Here is a 13499-nt window from a genome sequence, read left to right as displayed (position 1 = left end):
GCCGGGCGAGCTGTGGACAACCGCGATCGGGTCGCGAAAAAAATCATCGTCGGCGTCTCCGGTGGCATCGCCGCCTACAAGGCGTGCACGGTCGTTCGTCAGCTCTCCGAGGCGGGCCATCAGGTCCGGGTCATCCCCACCGAATCCGCGCTGCGGTTCGTCGGGGCCGCCACGTTCGAGGCGCTCTCCGGCCAGCCGGTGCACACCGGCATCTTCGAGAACGTCCCGGAAGTGCCGCACGTCCAGCTCGGCCAGCGGGCCGACCTGGTGGTGGTGGCGCCGGCCACCGCGGACCTGCTCGCCCGCGCGGTGCACGGCCGCGCCGACGACCTGCTGACCGCCACCCTGCTCACCGCGCGGTGCCCGGTGCTGTTCGCGCCGGCCATGCACACCGAAATGTGGCTGCACCCGGCGACCGTGGACAACGTGGCCACCCTGCGGCGCCGCGGGGCGGTGGTGCTGGAACCCGCGTTCGGGCGGCTCACCGGCTCCGACAGCGGCTCCGGCCGGCTTCCCGAGGCCGAGGAGATCACCACGCTGGCCCAGCTGCTGCTCGAGCGCCACGACGCGCTCCCGTACGACCTCGCCGGCTGCAAGCTGCTGGTGACCGCCGGCGGCACCCGCGAACCGATCGACCCCGTGCGCTTCATCGGCAACCGCAGCTCCGGCAAGCAGGGCTACGCGGTGGCCCGCGTAGCCGCCCAGCGCGGCGCCGAGGTCACGCTGATCGCCGGGCACACCGCCGGCCTGATCGACCCGGCCGGCGTCGAGGTGGTCCACGTGAGCTCGGCTGCGCAACTCGGCGACGCGGTGGCCAAGCACGCGCCGGCGGCCGACGTGCTGGTGATGGCGGCTGCTGTCGCAGACTTCCGCCCGGCGCAGGTTTCCGCCGCCAAGATCAAAAAGGGCTCCAATGATCCGCCGACGATCGAGCTGGTCCGCAACGACGACGTGCTGGCCGGCGCGGTCCGGGCGCGCGCCAGCGGTGAGCTGCCCAACATGCGGGCCATCGTCGGGTTCGCGGCCGAAACGGGTGACGCCAACGGCGATGTGCTTTTTCACGCCCGGGCGAAGCTGCGCCGTAAGGGCTGCGACCTGTTGGTGGTCAACGCGGTGGGCGAGGGCAGGGCGTTCGAGGTGGACAGCAACGACGGCTGGCTGCTGGCCTCCGACGGCACCGAGTCGGCGCTGCAACACGGCTCCAAGACGCTGATGGCCAGTCGTATCGTGGATGCGATCGCCACGTTCCTGCACGGCGGCGGGTAATACGGTTCGATTCTGCTGTGGCGCGGGGCCAGGTGCCGGCCGGCCCGACGCCAGCCGATATAATTCGGTTAACTAACTATTCGGAAGGATTCGATTGTGAGCGAAAAGGGTCGCCTGTTTACCAGTGAGTCGGTGACTGAGGGACATCCCGACAAGATCTGTGACGCGATCAGCGACTCGGTGCTCGACGCGCTGCTGGCGCAGGACCCCCGCTCACGTGTCGCGGTCGAGACGCTGGTCACCACCGGTCAGGTGCACGTCGTGGGCGAGGTGACGACGACGGCGAAGGAGGCGTTCGCCGACATCACCAACACGGTGCGCGCGCGCATCCTCGACATCGGCTACGACTCCTCGGACAAGGGCTTCGATGGGGCGTCGTGCGGCGTGAACATCGGCATCGGCGCCCAATCGCCCGACATCGCCCAGGGCGTCGACACCGCCCACGAGGCGCGCGTCGAGGGCGCCGCGGACCCGCTGGACTCGCAGGGCGCCGGGGACCAGGGCCTGATGTTCGGCTACGCGATCGCCGACACCCCCGAGCTGATGCCGCTGCCCATCGCGCTGGCCCACCGGCTGTCGCGCAGGCTGACCGAGGTGCGCAAGGACGGCACGCTGGGATACCTGCGCCCGGACGGCAAGACGCAGGTCACCATCGCCTACGAGGACGACGTCCCGGTCCGCCTGGACACCGTGGTCGTCTCGACGCAGCACGCCGACGGCGTCGACCTGGAAAAGACGCTCGACCCCGACATCCGGGAGCACGTGCTCAACAGCGTGCTGACCGAGCTGGCGCACGACACCCTGGACTCGTCGTCCACCCGGGTGCTGGTCAACCCCACCGGCAAGTTTGTCCTCGGCGGTCCGATGGGCGACGCCGGCCTGACCGGCCGCAAGATCATCGTCGACACCTACGGCGGCTGGGCCCGCCACGGCGGCGGCGCCTTCTCCGGCAAGGATCCGTCCAAGGTGGACCGGTCGGCGGCGTACGCGATGCGCTGGGTGGCGAAAAACATCGTGGCCGCCGGGCTCGCGGAGCGCGTCGAGGTGCAGGTGGCCTACGCCATCGGCAAGGCGGCCCCGGTCGGCCTGTTCATCGAGACGTTCGGCACCGCGACGGTCGACCCGGTCAAGATCGAGAAGATCGTCCCCGAGGTGTTCGACCTGCGGCCCGGCGCCATCATCCGGGACCTGGACCTGCTGCGCCCGATCTACGCGCAGACTGCCGCGTACGGGCACTTCGGCCGCACCGATGTCGACCTGCCGTGGGAGCGGCTCGACAAGGTCGACGAGCTCAAGCGCGCGATCTAGGCAACGGGTGGTCGGCGTCCAGCGCCGGCAATCCGTCGATGCTTCGCCGGTTGCGCCCGACGAGCCGAACGTATGCCTCGTCGGGCGCCTTGCTGTGGTAGTCGTCCAGCACGGGCCGTTCGTCGACGAGTTCGTAGTACGGCACCGCGAACCCGCAGGCGTCGGCGATTCGCTCGAGATCGACGACGATGACGGCGCGGACGCCCGCGTGCGGATTGGCGAAATGGCCGACGAGTTCGCCGAACTCGGCGTCGTCGGGGCGGACCACCCGTCCCGTGCCGAACAGCCGCAGGATGCGCGAGTTGCGGGTGAACGAGCAGAACATGATGGTGATCCGGCCGTTGTCCCGCAGGTGCGCAATGGTTTCCACGCCGCTGCCGAACAGGTCCAGGTAGGCCACGGTGTGGTCGTCGAGCACCGCGAAGGTGTCCCGATACCCCTTGGGGGAGAGGTTGATTCGGCCTCCCTCCGACGGCGCGGTGGCGACGAAGAACATTGCCTGATCGTTGATGAACTCGGTGAGCGACTCGTCAAGACGCGGAAACTCCTTGGCCACGGGTGCAGCCTAGCGCCGGGCGGTGACAACCAGCACCGGGTTTTTCCGCGCGGCGGTGAGCGGAACTACCCGGTGAACCGGTAGTCGTCGAGGTCGAAGCGCCGGCTGCGCCAGTAGGCCTCCACCGTGGTGGTGGGGCGCAGCGGCACGTCGCCGTTCTTGTCGAAGTAGTAGCTGTTGGCCAGCCGGCAGCTGTCCTGCCAGAAGATCTGGCGGTGCCGCCGGCGCAGCATCTCGGCGAAGTAGCGGTCGTTGGCTTCCTCGGTGACCTCGACGCGCGTCGCGCCGTCGCGCTGCGCCCGTGTCAGGCACCGCACGATGTGGTGGGTCTGGGTTTCGATCAGCGCGAAATACGACGAGCCCACGTAGCCGTACGGGCCGATAACCGTGAACAGGTTGGGGAAGTCGGGCACGCTGACACCCTCGTAGGCCTGCAGCCGGTGCTCGTCCCAGAACCGGCTCAACGACTTGCCGCCGCTGCCGGTCACCGCGAACGTCGGGACGTCGTCGGGATCCATCACCTTGAAGCCGGTGGCCAGGATCAGCACGTCAACCTCGTGGTTTTCGCCGTCGGTGGTGGCCACGGCCGTCGGCGTGATCTTGTCGATCGGCTCGGTGACCAGCCGCACGTTGTCCCGGTTGAACGTGGCCAGGTACTCGTTGTGGAACCCGGGGCGCTTGCAGCCGACCGCGTAGCGCGGGGTGAGCTGGTCGCGCACCGTCGGGTCGTGCACCTGCTTGCGTAGGTAGGCCAGCCCGGCCGACTCCATCCGCTTGGCCAGCGGCAGGACGGTGAAGTAGTGCGCGGAGATCGGGAAGGTGACCTCGACGAAGGCCTGGCTGAGCAGCCGCTGCACGACCTTGCCGCCGGGAACCCGCATCAGCCAACGGGCCGGCGCGGGCAACGCGACGTCCAGCTTGGGGAAGCACCAGATCGGCGTGCGCTGAAAAACCGTGAGCTGCTTGACGATCGGCGCGATCTCGGGGATGACCTGGACGGCCGAGGCGCCGGTGCCGATGATGGCGACGCGCTTGCCGCTCAGGTCCTGGTCGTGATCCCAGCGCGCGGTGTGCATGGTGACGCCGCCGAAGCTGTCGACGCCGTCGATGTCGGGCAGGTTGGGGACGGTCAGGACGCCGCAGGCGCTGATCAGGAAGCGGGCGGTGACCGTGCCCCCCGGGTCGGTCTGCACCCGCCACAGAGAGCTTTCGTCGTCGAACTCGGCGGATTGCACCTTGGTGTTCAACCGGATTCGCGATCGGATGCCGTATTTGTCTACGCAGCGTTCGGCGTAGGCCTTGAGTTCGCGGCCCCGCGCGTAGGTGCGTGACCAGTCCGGGCTCTGCTCGAAGGAGAACTGGTAGGAAAACGACGGAATGTCCACGGCGATACCGGGATAGGTGTTCCAATGCCACGTCCCGCCGACCCCGTCGCCCGCCTCGACGACGAGATAGTCGGACAGCCCTGCGTTGTCGAGCTTGATGGCGGCGCCGATCCCGGAGAAGCCGGCGCCGACGATCAGCGTGTGGTAGTCGGGAGTGCTGCTCATCGGTGACCGCCTCAGGGGTGTAGCGCCTTTTTCAGCGCGGCCAGCCCGCGGTCGGTGGCCGCAGATGCCGCGGGGATCACCAGGGCGAAGCTGGCGTAGCCGTGCACCAGGTTGGGCTCGTTGCTCAGTTCGGCCGGCACGCCGGCGGCGTCCAGCAGCTGCGCGTAGCGGGCCCCGTCGTCGCGCAGCGGGTCGTGTTCGGCGGTCGCGATGAACGCGGGCGGCAACCCGGACAGGTCCGTCGCATTCGCCGGGGCCAGGGTGGTGGGCAGCGCCGTCGGGTCGCTGATGTCGATGTCGGGCAGATACCAGGACAGGAAGGCGTCGATCACGTCGCGGTCGAGGATGGGCGCGTTGGCGTTCTCGGCGTAGGACGGCAGCGACAGGTCGGCGGTGACGACCGGGTACCAGAGCAGCTGGAAGCTGAGTTCGGGGCCGGCGTTCGCGGCGGCCAGGTGCGCCATCACGGCGGCCAGGTTGCCGCCGGCCGAGTCGCCGGCGACGGCGATCCGGTTGGGGTCGCCGCCCAGCTCGGCGGCGTGCGCGGCGACCCACTGCAACGCCGCCCAGGAGTCGTGCACGCCGGCCGGGAACGGGTGCTCGGGGGCCAGCCGGTAGTCCACGGACACCACGATGGCCTCGGCGCCGACGGCGAGCGCGCGGGCGAGGGGGTCGTGGGTGTCGAGGTCGCCGAGGCAGAATCCGCCGCCGTGATAGAAGACGACGACGGGCAGCGGCTCCTCCGGTTCCAGGGGCGGCCAGTAGATGCGCACTCCGACGTCGCTGATGTCGCCGTGTCCGATCGTGCGCTCCTCGACGCGTAGGTCCGGCAGCATTTCGGGCGGCACCTTGAGCATCCGCAGCCGCGAGCGGGCGGCTTCCACGCCGTCGGCTGCGGTGAAGGTCATCGGGAAGGCGTCGAGCAACGCCTTGAACGTCGGGTCGATGCCCGGCCGGGTGAAGGTGGGCTCCGTCATGGACTCACCGTACGCTCCGGCCTCACCGGCGTAGCCCCATTCGCAGGGCCGCCAGACCGCGTTCCATCGCGGCGGTGGCCGCGGGCACCACGCCGCCGTAGCCGAGGTAGCCGTGCACCAGCGTCTCGGCGTTGTGCACCTCGACCGTCACGCCGGCGGCCGCCAGCCGTTCGCCGTATCGGATCCCGTCGTCGCGCAGCGGGTCGTAACCCGCGACGGCGATGTAGGCGGGCGGCAGGTTGGACACGTCGGGAGCGCGCCCGGGCGCCATGCCCGGCGGAGGGGCGGACAGGTCGACTTCGCCCGCGTACCAGCGTGAGAACTCGGCGACGGCCTTGACGTCGAGGATCGGCGCGCCGGCGTTCTCGGTGAAGGACGGCAGCGAGGCGTCCCACATCGTCGACGGGTACCACAACAGCTGGAAGGCGATGGCCGGCGCGCCGTGGTCGCGCGCCCGATGTGCCATCACCGCGCTGATCGTGCCGCCGGCCGAATCCCCGGCCACGCCCATCCGGTTCGGGTCACCGCCCAGCTCGGCGGCGTGGTCGGCGGCCCAAAGCGTTGCGGCCCAACCGTCTTCGATCGCGGCGGGGTAGGGGTGTTCGGGCGCCAACCGGTAGTCGACGGAGACCACGATGGCGTCGGCGCCGACCGCGTGCTGGCGGGCCGTGCCGTCGTAGCTGTCCAGGTCGCCGACGACGAAGCCGCCGCCGTGAAAGTACAGCACGACGGGCGTCGCGGCGCTCTCGGATTCGATTGGCGGCCAATAGATCCGGACGTCGATCGACCCTTCGGGACCGGGGATGGTGCGGTCCTCGACGCGCAACTCGGGGTGCAGCGGCCGGCGGGGCAGGTCACGGAACCGCTGCCGCGCCGCGTCGACGCCGTCCTCGGTGGATAGCCGGAATGGAACCGCATCCAGTACCTTCTGCAGGATGGGGTCGATAGCGGGCTTTTCGTCGGCTGTGTTGTCCAAGCTGGGCATGGACGTACCGTACGCACCTCGGCTGGTGTTCGGTGGCTGGGTGCTCGCCGGCTGGGCGGCCCTCGGCTACGGCGTGTACCTGACGGTGTTGGCATTGGGTTCTGTGCCGGGCGCCGAGCTGACCGGGCACTGGGTGGCGCAGCCGCTGTTCAAGGCGTCGATGGCGTTGTTGCTGACGGCCGCCGCGGCGGGCCACGCCGTCGTCCGTGAGCGGCGGTGGCTGATGCCGGCGTTGCTGGCGTCGGGCATCGGTGACTGGGCGCTGGCGATCCCGTGGTGGACCCAGTCGTTCGTCGTGGGCCTGGGCGCATTCCTGTTGGCGCACTTGTGTTTTCTGGGTGCGCTGCTGCCGCTGGCCGCCAGGCGCCCGTCGGGGTGGCGCATCGCCGCAGTGGTCGCCATGTGCCTGGCCACCATTGCGCTGCTGACCTGGTTCTGGCCGCACCTGGGCAAGCTGACGCTCCCGGTGACGGCCTACATCCTGGTGCTGACCGCGATGGTGTGCGCCGCCCTGGTGGCGAAGCTGCCGACGATCTGGACGGCGGTGGGGGCGGTCTGTTTCGCGGCGTCCGATTCGCTGATCGCCATCGGCCGCTTCATCCTGGACAACGAGGCGTTGGCGGTGCCGATCTGGTGGTCGTACGCCGCGGCGCTGATCCTGATGACGGCCGGGTTCTTCTTCGGTCGTGAGGCACCGGCCGACGCCGGCGCCCCGGATCCGGCCGAAAGCTGACCCGGACGGTACGGGATTGAGCACCAGCCGGGCGATGAGAGCGCCTTGAGCGGCACCGCGCGTACACCCGTTCAGGTCGAGCCCATCGCCCGGGTGCTGCCGATGCTCTCGGTGCCGCACCTGGACCGCGAGTTCGATTACCTGGTGTCGGCCGAGCAGTCCGACGACGCCCAGCCAGGGGTGCGGGTGCGGGTGCGGTTTCACGGCCGGCTGGTCGACGCGTTCCTGCTGGAGCGCCGCAACGACACCGACCATCAGGGCAAGCTCGGCTACCTGGACCGCGTTGGCTCCGCCGAACCGGTGCTGACCCCCGAGATCCGCCGGTTGGTCGACGCGGTGGCGGCGCGCTACGCCGGGACCCGCCCGGACGTGCTGCGCCTGGCGGTGCCGGCCCGGCATGCCCGGGTGGAGCGGGAACCGGCGGCCGCGGTGCGGCCGCCGCCGCCCGCGCCCGTCGACCCGTCGGCGTGGGCGGTCTACGGGCGGGGCGCCCAGTTCCTGGACGCGCTGGCCGAGTCCCGGGCCGCGCGGGCCGTCTGGCAGGCCCTGCCGGGGGAGTCGTGGGCGGACCGATTCGCCGAGGCCGCCGCGCAGACGATCCGCGCCGGCCGGGCGGTGCTGGCGATCGTGCCCGACCAGCGTGACCTGGACTCGCTGTTGCGGGCCGCGACCGCGCGGATCGACGAGGCCGGCGTGGTGGCGTTGTCGGCCGGACTGGGGCCGGCCGCCCGCTATCGGCGGTGGCTGGCGGCGCTGCGCGGGCAGGCCAGGCTGGTGATCGGCACGCGCAGTGCGGTTTTCGCGCCGCTGAGCGACCTGGGCCTGGTGATGGTGTGGGCCGACGCGGACGACAGCCTGGCCGAGCCGCGGGCGCCGTACCCGCACGCCCGCGAGGTGGCGATGCTGCGCGCCCACCAGGCGCGGTGCGCGGCCCTGATCGGCGGCTACGCGCGCACCGCCGAAGCGCAGGCGTTGGTGCGCAGCGGGTGGGCGCACGACATCGTCGCGGCCCGGGCGGTGGTGCGCGCCCGCACGCCGCGGGTGGTCGCCCTCGATGACACCGGTTACGCCGACGAACGCGACCCCGCCGCGCGGACCGCGCGCATCCCGTCGATCGCGCTGCGCGCTGCCCGCTCGTCGTTGGAGGCCGGGGCGCCGGTGCTGGTGCAGGTGCCGCGGCGCGGGTACGTCCCGTCGCTGGCCTGCGCCCGCTGCCGAACCATCGCCCGGTGCCGGCATTGCACCGGACCCCTGTCACTGGCCGAGTCGTTGCGGGAGGGCGGCCCGACGCTGGTCTGCCGGTGGTGCGGGCGGACCGAGCCGACGCGGCGCTGCGCGCGCTGCGGGTCGGACGCGGTGCGCGCCGTGGTCGTCGGGGCACGCCGCACCGCCGAGGAGCTCGGGCGCGCATTCCCCGGCACCGCGGTGGTGACCTCGTCGGGCGACGGCGTCGTGCCGCAGGTGGCCGCGGGCCCGGCGCTGGTGGTGGCCACCCCGGGGGCGGAACCCGCCGCGTCGGGCGGCTATGGGGCGGCGCTGCTGCTGGATACCTGGGCGCTGCTGGGCCGGCAGGACCTGCGCGCCGCGGAGGACGCGCTGTGGCGGTGGATGACCGCCGCGGCGCTCGTTCGTCACCGCGGCGACGGCGGGGTGGTGCTGGCGGTGGCCGAATCATCCATTCCCACGGTGCAATCGCTGATCCGCTGGGATCCAGTGGGTCACGCCGAGGCCGACCTGGCGGCCCGGTCGGAGGTGGGCCTGCCGCCGGCCGTGCACATGGCGGCGCTCGACGGCGCCGCGGACGCGGTGGCGGCGCTGCTCGAGGAGGCCGGGCTGCCGGAGGGCGCCGACGTGTTGGGGCCGGTGGATTTGCCGGCGGGCGTGCGGCGCCCGGCGGGCACCCCGGCCGGCGTGCCGGTGACCAGGATGCTGGTGCGCGCCCGCCGCGAGCAGGGTCTGGCGCTGGCCGCGGCGCTGCGCCGCGGGGTGAGCGTGCTGTCCGCCCGCCAGACCCACGAGCCGGTCCGGGTACAGATTGATCCGCTGCACATCGGATGACATCGCCAAATCCTGCCCGGGGCGATAGTATGCGTCGGAAATAATGCCTGAGTACGACATTGGAAGGTTGTTACACTTCCTGGTCTTCTGCCGCCGGTGGGCCGGAGACGATCCCGGAGAAGGGGCGAGATGGCAGCGGAGAATGTGACCACGGCGGACGACTCGCTGGACGTAATCACCGACGCTTTGCTGACGGCTTCCCGCTTGCTGGTCGCCATTTCGGCGCGGTCTATCGGGCAAGTGGACGAGACCATCACCATTCCGCAGTTCCGGACGCTGGTGATCCTGTCCAACCGGGGCCCGGTGAACCTCGCCACGCTGGCCGGCCTGCTCGGGGTGCAACCGTCGGCCACCGGGCGGATGGTCGACCGGCTGGTGGCGGCGGGGCTGATCGATCGCCTCCCGCACCCGACGTCGCGGCGCGAGCTGCTGGCCGCGCTGACGAAGCGGGGGCGGGAGGTCGTCCGGCAGGTCACCTCGTACCGGCGCGCCGAGATCGCCGCCATCGTGGAGAAGATGCCGCCGGCGGAGCGCCACGGGCTGGTGCGGGCCCTGACCGCGTTCACCGCCGCCGGCGGCGAGCCGGACGTGCACCTGGACACCGAGATCGATCTGTAGCGCCCGCTACCGCTTCTCGGCGGTGACCAGCAGGTATTCCCGGCTTCGCGCAGCACGGGCTTGAGCGCACGAGGAGCTGCCCCAGCTCGCTGACGGCGACCAGCAGGACAAGTCCCATCTCAGATGCGGTTCCGACAGCAGTGATCGGTCCCGGCGATCGGATCGATCGCGATTTGCCTCTTTTTCCGTTCGCCAATCTCGCGCAGTCTGGTTGTCGGCAGGTGACACCGGATCAAGGGAAGGACGCGAGCGGATGAATGAGTCCCGCCCACCGTTTCCGCCGTACGACCTACAGACGGCGCTCGCGAAGGTTCAGGCTGCCGAGGACGCCTGGAACACTTGCGACCCGCACCGGGTCAGTCTCGCCTACACCCCCGAGAGCGCCTGGCGGAACCGCGACCAGTTCATCACTGGACGGGACGAGATCGTCGAATTTCTCACCGCCAAATGGGACAGGGAACTCGATTACGCTCTGCGAAAGAGCCTGTGGAACTTCCACGGCAACCGGATCGCGGTGCGCTTCCAGTATGAGTGCCACGACGCCGCCGGCCAGTGGTGGCGCAGCTACGGCAACGAACTGTGGGAGTTCGACGACAGCGGACTGATGTTTCGTCGCGAGGCGAGCATCAACGACATTCCCATCGACGAATCCGAACGCCGCATCTTTGGCCCGCGCCCGGAAAGCGAATGGGGTTTGGGCCATGAGATTCCGCTGCGCTGAGCCGCGCCGCTCCATCGACCGCGTCTCGGTGCCTCGCGGAGTGGGCCACGACCCGACGGTCACCCCGCACGGCATGCCCACCACCGTCGCGGAGGCCATCAATGCCGACTTGCTGGACTTGATTCGACGATGACACCGCTGACATACAACCCCGCCGACACCGCGGTCGTGATCATAGATCCTCAGAACGACGTCCTGAGCCCCACGGGCAAGAACTGGGAAGTGTTGAAAGACAGCATTATCGCGAACCAGACGGTCGAGCATCTCGTCGACCTCTGCGCGGCGGCCAAGACCGGCGGCTTCAGCCTCTTCATCTCTCCGCACTACTTCTATCCCACCGACCGCGGGTGGCTGTTCAACGGTCCACTGGAATCAGACGAGTTGCGCACCAACACGTTTGCGCGCACCGGACCCCTGACATTGGACGGCTTCACCGGTTCGGGGGCCGACTGGCTCGATCGACTCAGGCCCTTCATCGAGGACTCGGCGACCGTCGTGGCCAGCCCCCACAAGGTGTGGGGCCCGCAATCCAATGACCTGGTCCTGCAGCTTCGGAAGCGACGGATCAACACGGTGATTCTGTGCGGCATGCTCGCCAACATGTGCGTGGAGTCCCACCTCCGGGATCTGCTCGAGCACGGGTTCCAGGTGGCCGTCGTCCGCGATGCAACCGCCGGCCCACGGCACCCGGCGCGTGGCGACGGTTACCAGGCCGCACTGGTGAACTACGCCTTCCTAGCTCACGCGGTTCCGTACACCGAAGAGATCGTTGGGGCAATGAAGTCGCCCCGGCCATAACATTTCTCGAGAGAGGATCACATGACTTCCCTGAAGATTCCCGGTGACGACACGGCAGATTTCACCGCGGGTGAAGTCTTCTTCATCGGCAACGCCACCACCCTGATCCGGTACGGCGGGCTGTCGATCTTGACTGATCCCGCCTTCCTGCACAAAGGCGAGCATGTGGACCTGGGACACGGCATCTGGGCGCGCCGCGAGGTCGAGCCCGCCTGCCAGATCGCGGACCTGCCGCCGATCGATCTCATCGTCTTATCGCATTATCACGGCGATCATTTCGATGACGTCGCCGCACGTGAGCTCGACAATACGCTGCCCATCGTGTCCACGGCCGACGCGGTCGGCAAGCTGCGAGCGCTCGGCTTTCAGCGTGGCTATCCCCTTGACACGTGGGAATCACTGGAGGTGTGCAAAGGCGACGCGACGCTGACGATCACCGCGATGCCGGCCAAGCACGCCGCGGACGACGCGGTTGAGGAACTGCTCATGCCCGTTAACGGGCACCTGCTTGACTTCAGCAGAAAGGGTGACTTGCTCTACCGGCTCTACATCACGGGTGACACCATGCTCGTCGATAGCCTTCAGGACATCCCCCGCCGCTACCCGGACATCGACCTTGGCCTCATTCACACAGGCGGCACCACCTTTCTCGTCACCATCGTCACGATGACGGGTGAGCAGGCGGTGCGTGCCGTCGAGATCACCAAGCCTCGAACTGCAATCCCGATCCATTACAACGACTTCTCGGTGTTCCTGTCCGGGCTGGACGACTTTAAAAGGGCGGCGGAGGCCTCAACGACGCCAACACAGTTCGTCTACCTCGCTCATGGTGAGTCTTATACCTTCACGCCTGACGCCTGACACGTCCGTTTTGGGCGTCGCCATCGGGCGCCACGCTGGCCGAACCCCGGAGCGGACCATCAGCGCCGGTGTCGCAAGTGATCGGGCAGGGTCACCCAGCCCAAGGGCACGTCTGCCGTGAGCGCCAGACGCACGAACCGACCCACCGCGGCGTTGGCGGCCCGGTTGGGATTCCACTGCAACGTGTACGGAATGACCTGGGCGGGCCGCACGGGCCGAACCGGAGTGGTCTGCACCCCCGCGGCCATAGCCGCCGTGGTCAAGATCCAATCAACCTCGCACTGCTCCGACCAGCGGCGGCTGAACAAATCGGTATCCGCGAGCTCGACCATCGCCGGAGACACTCCCGCCGCTTCGAGTGCCTGGAGCTGGGCCCTCGCCCAGGCCGGGAAGAGTGCCACGCTGTGGACGCCCAGCCGCTCGCCCTCCAGGTCGCTCAACGCGACCGCATCCCGTTCGGTGAGTGGGTGATCCGACCTCAGCGCCACCATCAACGGCTCGCCGCAGAACACCTCACCGACGACGCCGGCCGGTTCCTCGAACCAACCGCAGGTGATCGCGACATCGACCGTGCCGTCGGCCATGGCCCGGCCAAGGTCCGGGAGCCACAACCGTCGGGCGACCAGGTTGACGTCTGGCGCCGTGTTCTCCAGCGCGGCGGCGAGGTGGGGCGCCAGCACCTGGGCGACCGGGGGAGTGATGCCGAGTCGGACCGTGCCGGCCTGGCCCTGCGCCAACCGGTGCACCGCGGCACAGGCCGACCCCACTTCGTCGAGAATGACTTTGGCCCGGCCGAGGAGTTCGCTGCCGGCGCTGGTCAGGGCCACTCTTCGGGTGGTGCGCGTCATCAACTGCGCGCCCACCTCACGCTCCAGCCGGCGGATCAGGTCGCTGACTGTCGGCTGGCCCATGTGCAGTTTCTGGGCTGCGCGGCCAAAGTGCAGCTCGGTCGCAACCGCCACAAAAGCTTCCAGTTGGCGCAGCTCCACGCTGGCTCACCATCCTCCGTGCCAGGCTCTACCTATCGATAGGTAGATATCCCAATCTAAGAGCCAGCGCTAGAGTTGT

At 69.4% G+C, this 13499-nt stretch carries 14 protein-coding genes; 9 read left to right on the top strand and 5 right to left on the bottom strand.

All coding sequences use genetic code 11. The features are described from left to right. The first annotated feature begins 12 nt into the window (after positions 1-12). Both coaBC and metK read left to right on the top strand, forming a co-directional pair. The gene (gene coaBC / locus BRW65_RS07180; RefSeq protein ID WP_073872783.1) at positions 13-1266 is read left to right on the top strand and encodes a bifunctional phosphopantothenoylcysteine decarboxylase/phosphopantothenate--cysteine ligase CoaBC; all 1254 of its coding nucleotides are present in this window, start codon (positions 13-15) and stop codon (positions 1264-1266) included. 96 nt (positions 1267-1362) lie between these two features. Then, positions 1363-2574, top strand: coding sequence for a methionine adenosyltransferase (gene metK, locus BRW65_RS07175; protein ID WP_073872779.1), 1212 nt, complete (start codon positions 1363-1365; stop codon positions 2572-2574). On the opposite strand, the gene BRW65_RS07170 is transcribed toward metK, so the two are convergent. The 4 genes from BRW65_RS07170 to BRW65_RS07155 form a co-directional block, all read right to left on the bottom strand. Next, positions 2558-3130: a pyridoxamine 5'-phosphate oxidase family protein gene (locus tag BRW65_RS07170; RefSeq protein ID WP_073872776.1), complete on the bottom strand. Its 573-nt coding sequence runs from the start codon at positions 3128-3130 to the stop codon at positions 2558-2560. The genes metK and BRW65_RS07170 overlap by 17 nt on opposite strands. A gap of 65 nt (positions 3131-3195) precedes the next feature. Next, positions 3196-4680, bottom strand: a complete 1485-nt coding sequence (locus tag BRW65_RS07165) for a flavin-containing monooxygenase (protein WP_073872772.1) — start codon at positions 4678-4680, stop codon at positions 3196-3198. 11 nt (positions 4681-4691) lie between these two features. Beyond that, on the bottom strand, positions 4692-5657 hold the full coding sequence (locus tag BRW65_RS07160) for an alpha/beta hydrolase (RefSeq protein WP_073872768.1): 966 nt from the start codon (positions 5655-5657) through the stop codon (positions 4692-4694). Positions 5658-5679: 22 nt separating this feature from the next. Continuing rightward, positions 5680-6642, bottom strand: a complete 963-nt coding sequence (locus BRW65_RS07155; protein ID WP_073872764.1) for an alpha/beta hydrolase — start codon at positions 6640-6642, stop codon at positions 5680-5682. Between BRW65_RS07155 and BRW65_RS07150 the strand changes: the two genes are divergently transcribed. The 7 genes from BRW65_RS07150 to BRW65_RS07125 all read left to right on the top strand — a co-directional run bounded on the left by BRW65_RS07150 (position 6641) and on the right by BRW65_RS07125 (position 12431). Continuing rightward, positions 6641-7375 carry a lysoplasmalogenase gene (locus BRW65_RS07150; RefSeq protein ID WP_073872761.1) on the top strand — a complete coding sequence of 245 codons (735 nt, stop codon included), beginning with the start codon at positions 6641-6643 and terminating at the stop codon, positions 7373-7375. The genes BRW65_RS07155 and BRW65_RS07150 overlap by 2 nt on opposite strands. A 45-nt stretch (positions 7376-7420) precedes the next feature. Then, complete coding sequence (locus BRW65_RS07145; RefSeq protein ID WP_244168014.1) at positions 7421-9433, top strand: primosomal protein N'; 2013 nt, start codon at positions 7421-7423, stop codon at positions 9431-9433. 129 nt (positions 9434-9562) lie between these two features. After that, complete coding sequence (locus tag BRW65_RS07140; protein WP_073872757.1) at positions 9563-10051, top strand: MarR family winged helix-turn-helix transcriptional regulator; 489 nt, start codon at positions 9563-9565, stop codon at positions 10049-10051. Positions 10052-10304: 253 nt separating this feature from the next. Further along, the gene (locus BRW65_RS07135; RefSeq protein ID WP_073872753.1) at positions 10305-10772 is read left to right on the top strand and encodes a nuclear transport factor 2 family protein; all 468 of its coding nucleotides are present in this window, start codon (positions 10305-10307) and stop codon (positions 10770-10772) included. After that, positions 10753-10905: a hypothetical protein gene (locus BRW65_RS31995; protein ID WP_208611762.1), complete on the top strand. Its 153-nt coding sequence runs from the start codon at positions 10753-10755 to the stop codon at positions 10903-10905. The genes BRW65_RS07135 and BRW65_RS31995 overlap by 20 nt, the downstream gene beginning before the upstream one ends. Further along, positions 10902-11570: a cysteine hydrolase gene (locus BRW65_RS07130; RefSeq protein WP_073872750.1), complete on the top strand. Its 669-nt coding sequence runs from the start codon at positions 10902-10904 to the stop codon at positions 11568-11570. Before BRW65_RS31995 ends, BRW65_RS07130 begins: the two co-directional genes overlap by 4 nt. A 21-nt stretch (positions 11571-11591) precedes the next feature. Then, the gene (locus tag BRW65_RS07125; RefSeq protein ID WP_073872747.1) at positions 11592-12431 is read left to right on the top strand and encodes an MBL fold metallo-hydrolase; all 840 of its coding nucleotides are present in this window, start codon (positions 11592-11594) and stop codon (positions 12429-12431) included. A gap of 59 nt (positions 12432-12490) precedes the next feature. Here BRW65_RS07125 and BRW65_RS07120 read toward each other — a convergent pair whose 3' ends face one another. After that, positions 12491-13420, bottom strand: a complete 930-nt coding sequence (locus BRW65_RS07120) for a LysR family transcriptional regulator (RefSeq protein ID WP_073872744.1) — start codon at positions 13418-13420, stop codon at positions 12491-12493. Positions 13421-13499 lie beyond the last annotated feature (79 nt).

This window comes from Mycobacterium paraffinicum (assembly GCF_001907675.1).
In the GTDB taxonomy this organism is placed as follows: domain Bacteria; phylum Actinomycetota; class Actinomycetes; order Mycobacteriales; family Mycobacteriaceae; genus Mycobacterium; species Mycobacterium paraffinicum_A.
This window is presented reverse-complemented; position numbering and strand designations above follow the sequence as displayed.

Excerpts from the sequence above, each read along its gene's own strand:
- BRW65_RS07155 (WP_073872764.1), bottom strand. The coding sequence starts at position 6,642 with ATGCCCAGCTTGGACAACACAGCCGACGAAAAGCCCGCTATCGACCCC.
- BRW65_RS07140 (WP_073872757.1), top strand. The coding sequence starts at position 9,563 with ATGGCAGCGGAGAATGTGACCACGGCGGACGACTCGCTGGACGTAATC.
- BRW65_RS07135 (WP_073872753.1), top strand. The coding sequence starts at position 10,305 with ATGAATGAGTCCCGCCCACCGTTTCCGCCGTACGACCTACAGACGGCG.
- BRW65_RS07150 (WP_073872761.1), top strand. The coding sequence starts at position 6,641 with ATGGACGTACCGTACGCACCTCGGCTGGTGTTCGGTGGCTGGGTGCTC.
- BRW65_RS31995 (WP_208611762.1), top strand. The coding sequence starts at position 10,753 with ATGAGATTCCGCTGCGCTGAGCCGCGCCGCTCCATCGACCGCGTCTCG.
- BRW65_RS07160 (WP_073872768.1), bottom strand. The coding sequence starts at position 5,657 with ATGACGGAGCCCACCTTCACCCGGCCGGGCATCGACCCGACGTTCAAG.
- BRW65_RS07130 (WP_073872750.1), top strand. The coding sequence starts at position 10,902 with ATGACACCGCTGACATACAACCCCGCCGACACCGCGGTCGTGATCATA.
- BRW65_RS07165 (WP_073872772.1), bottom strand. The coding sequence starts at position 4,680 with ATGAGCAGCACTCCCGACTACCACACGCTGATCGTCGGCGCCGGCTTC.
- BRW65_RS07125 (WP_073872747.1), top strand. The coding sequence starts at position 11,592 with ATGACTTCCCTGAAGATTCCCGGTGACGACACGGCAGATTTCACCGCG.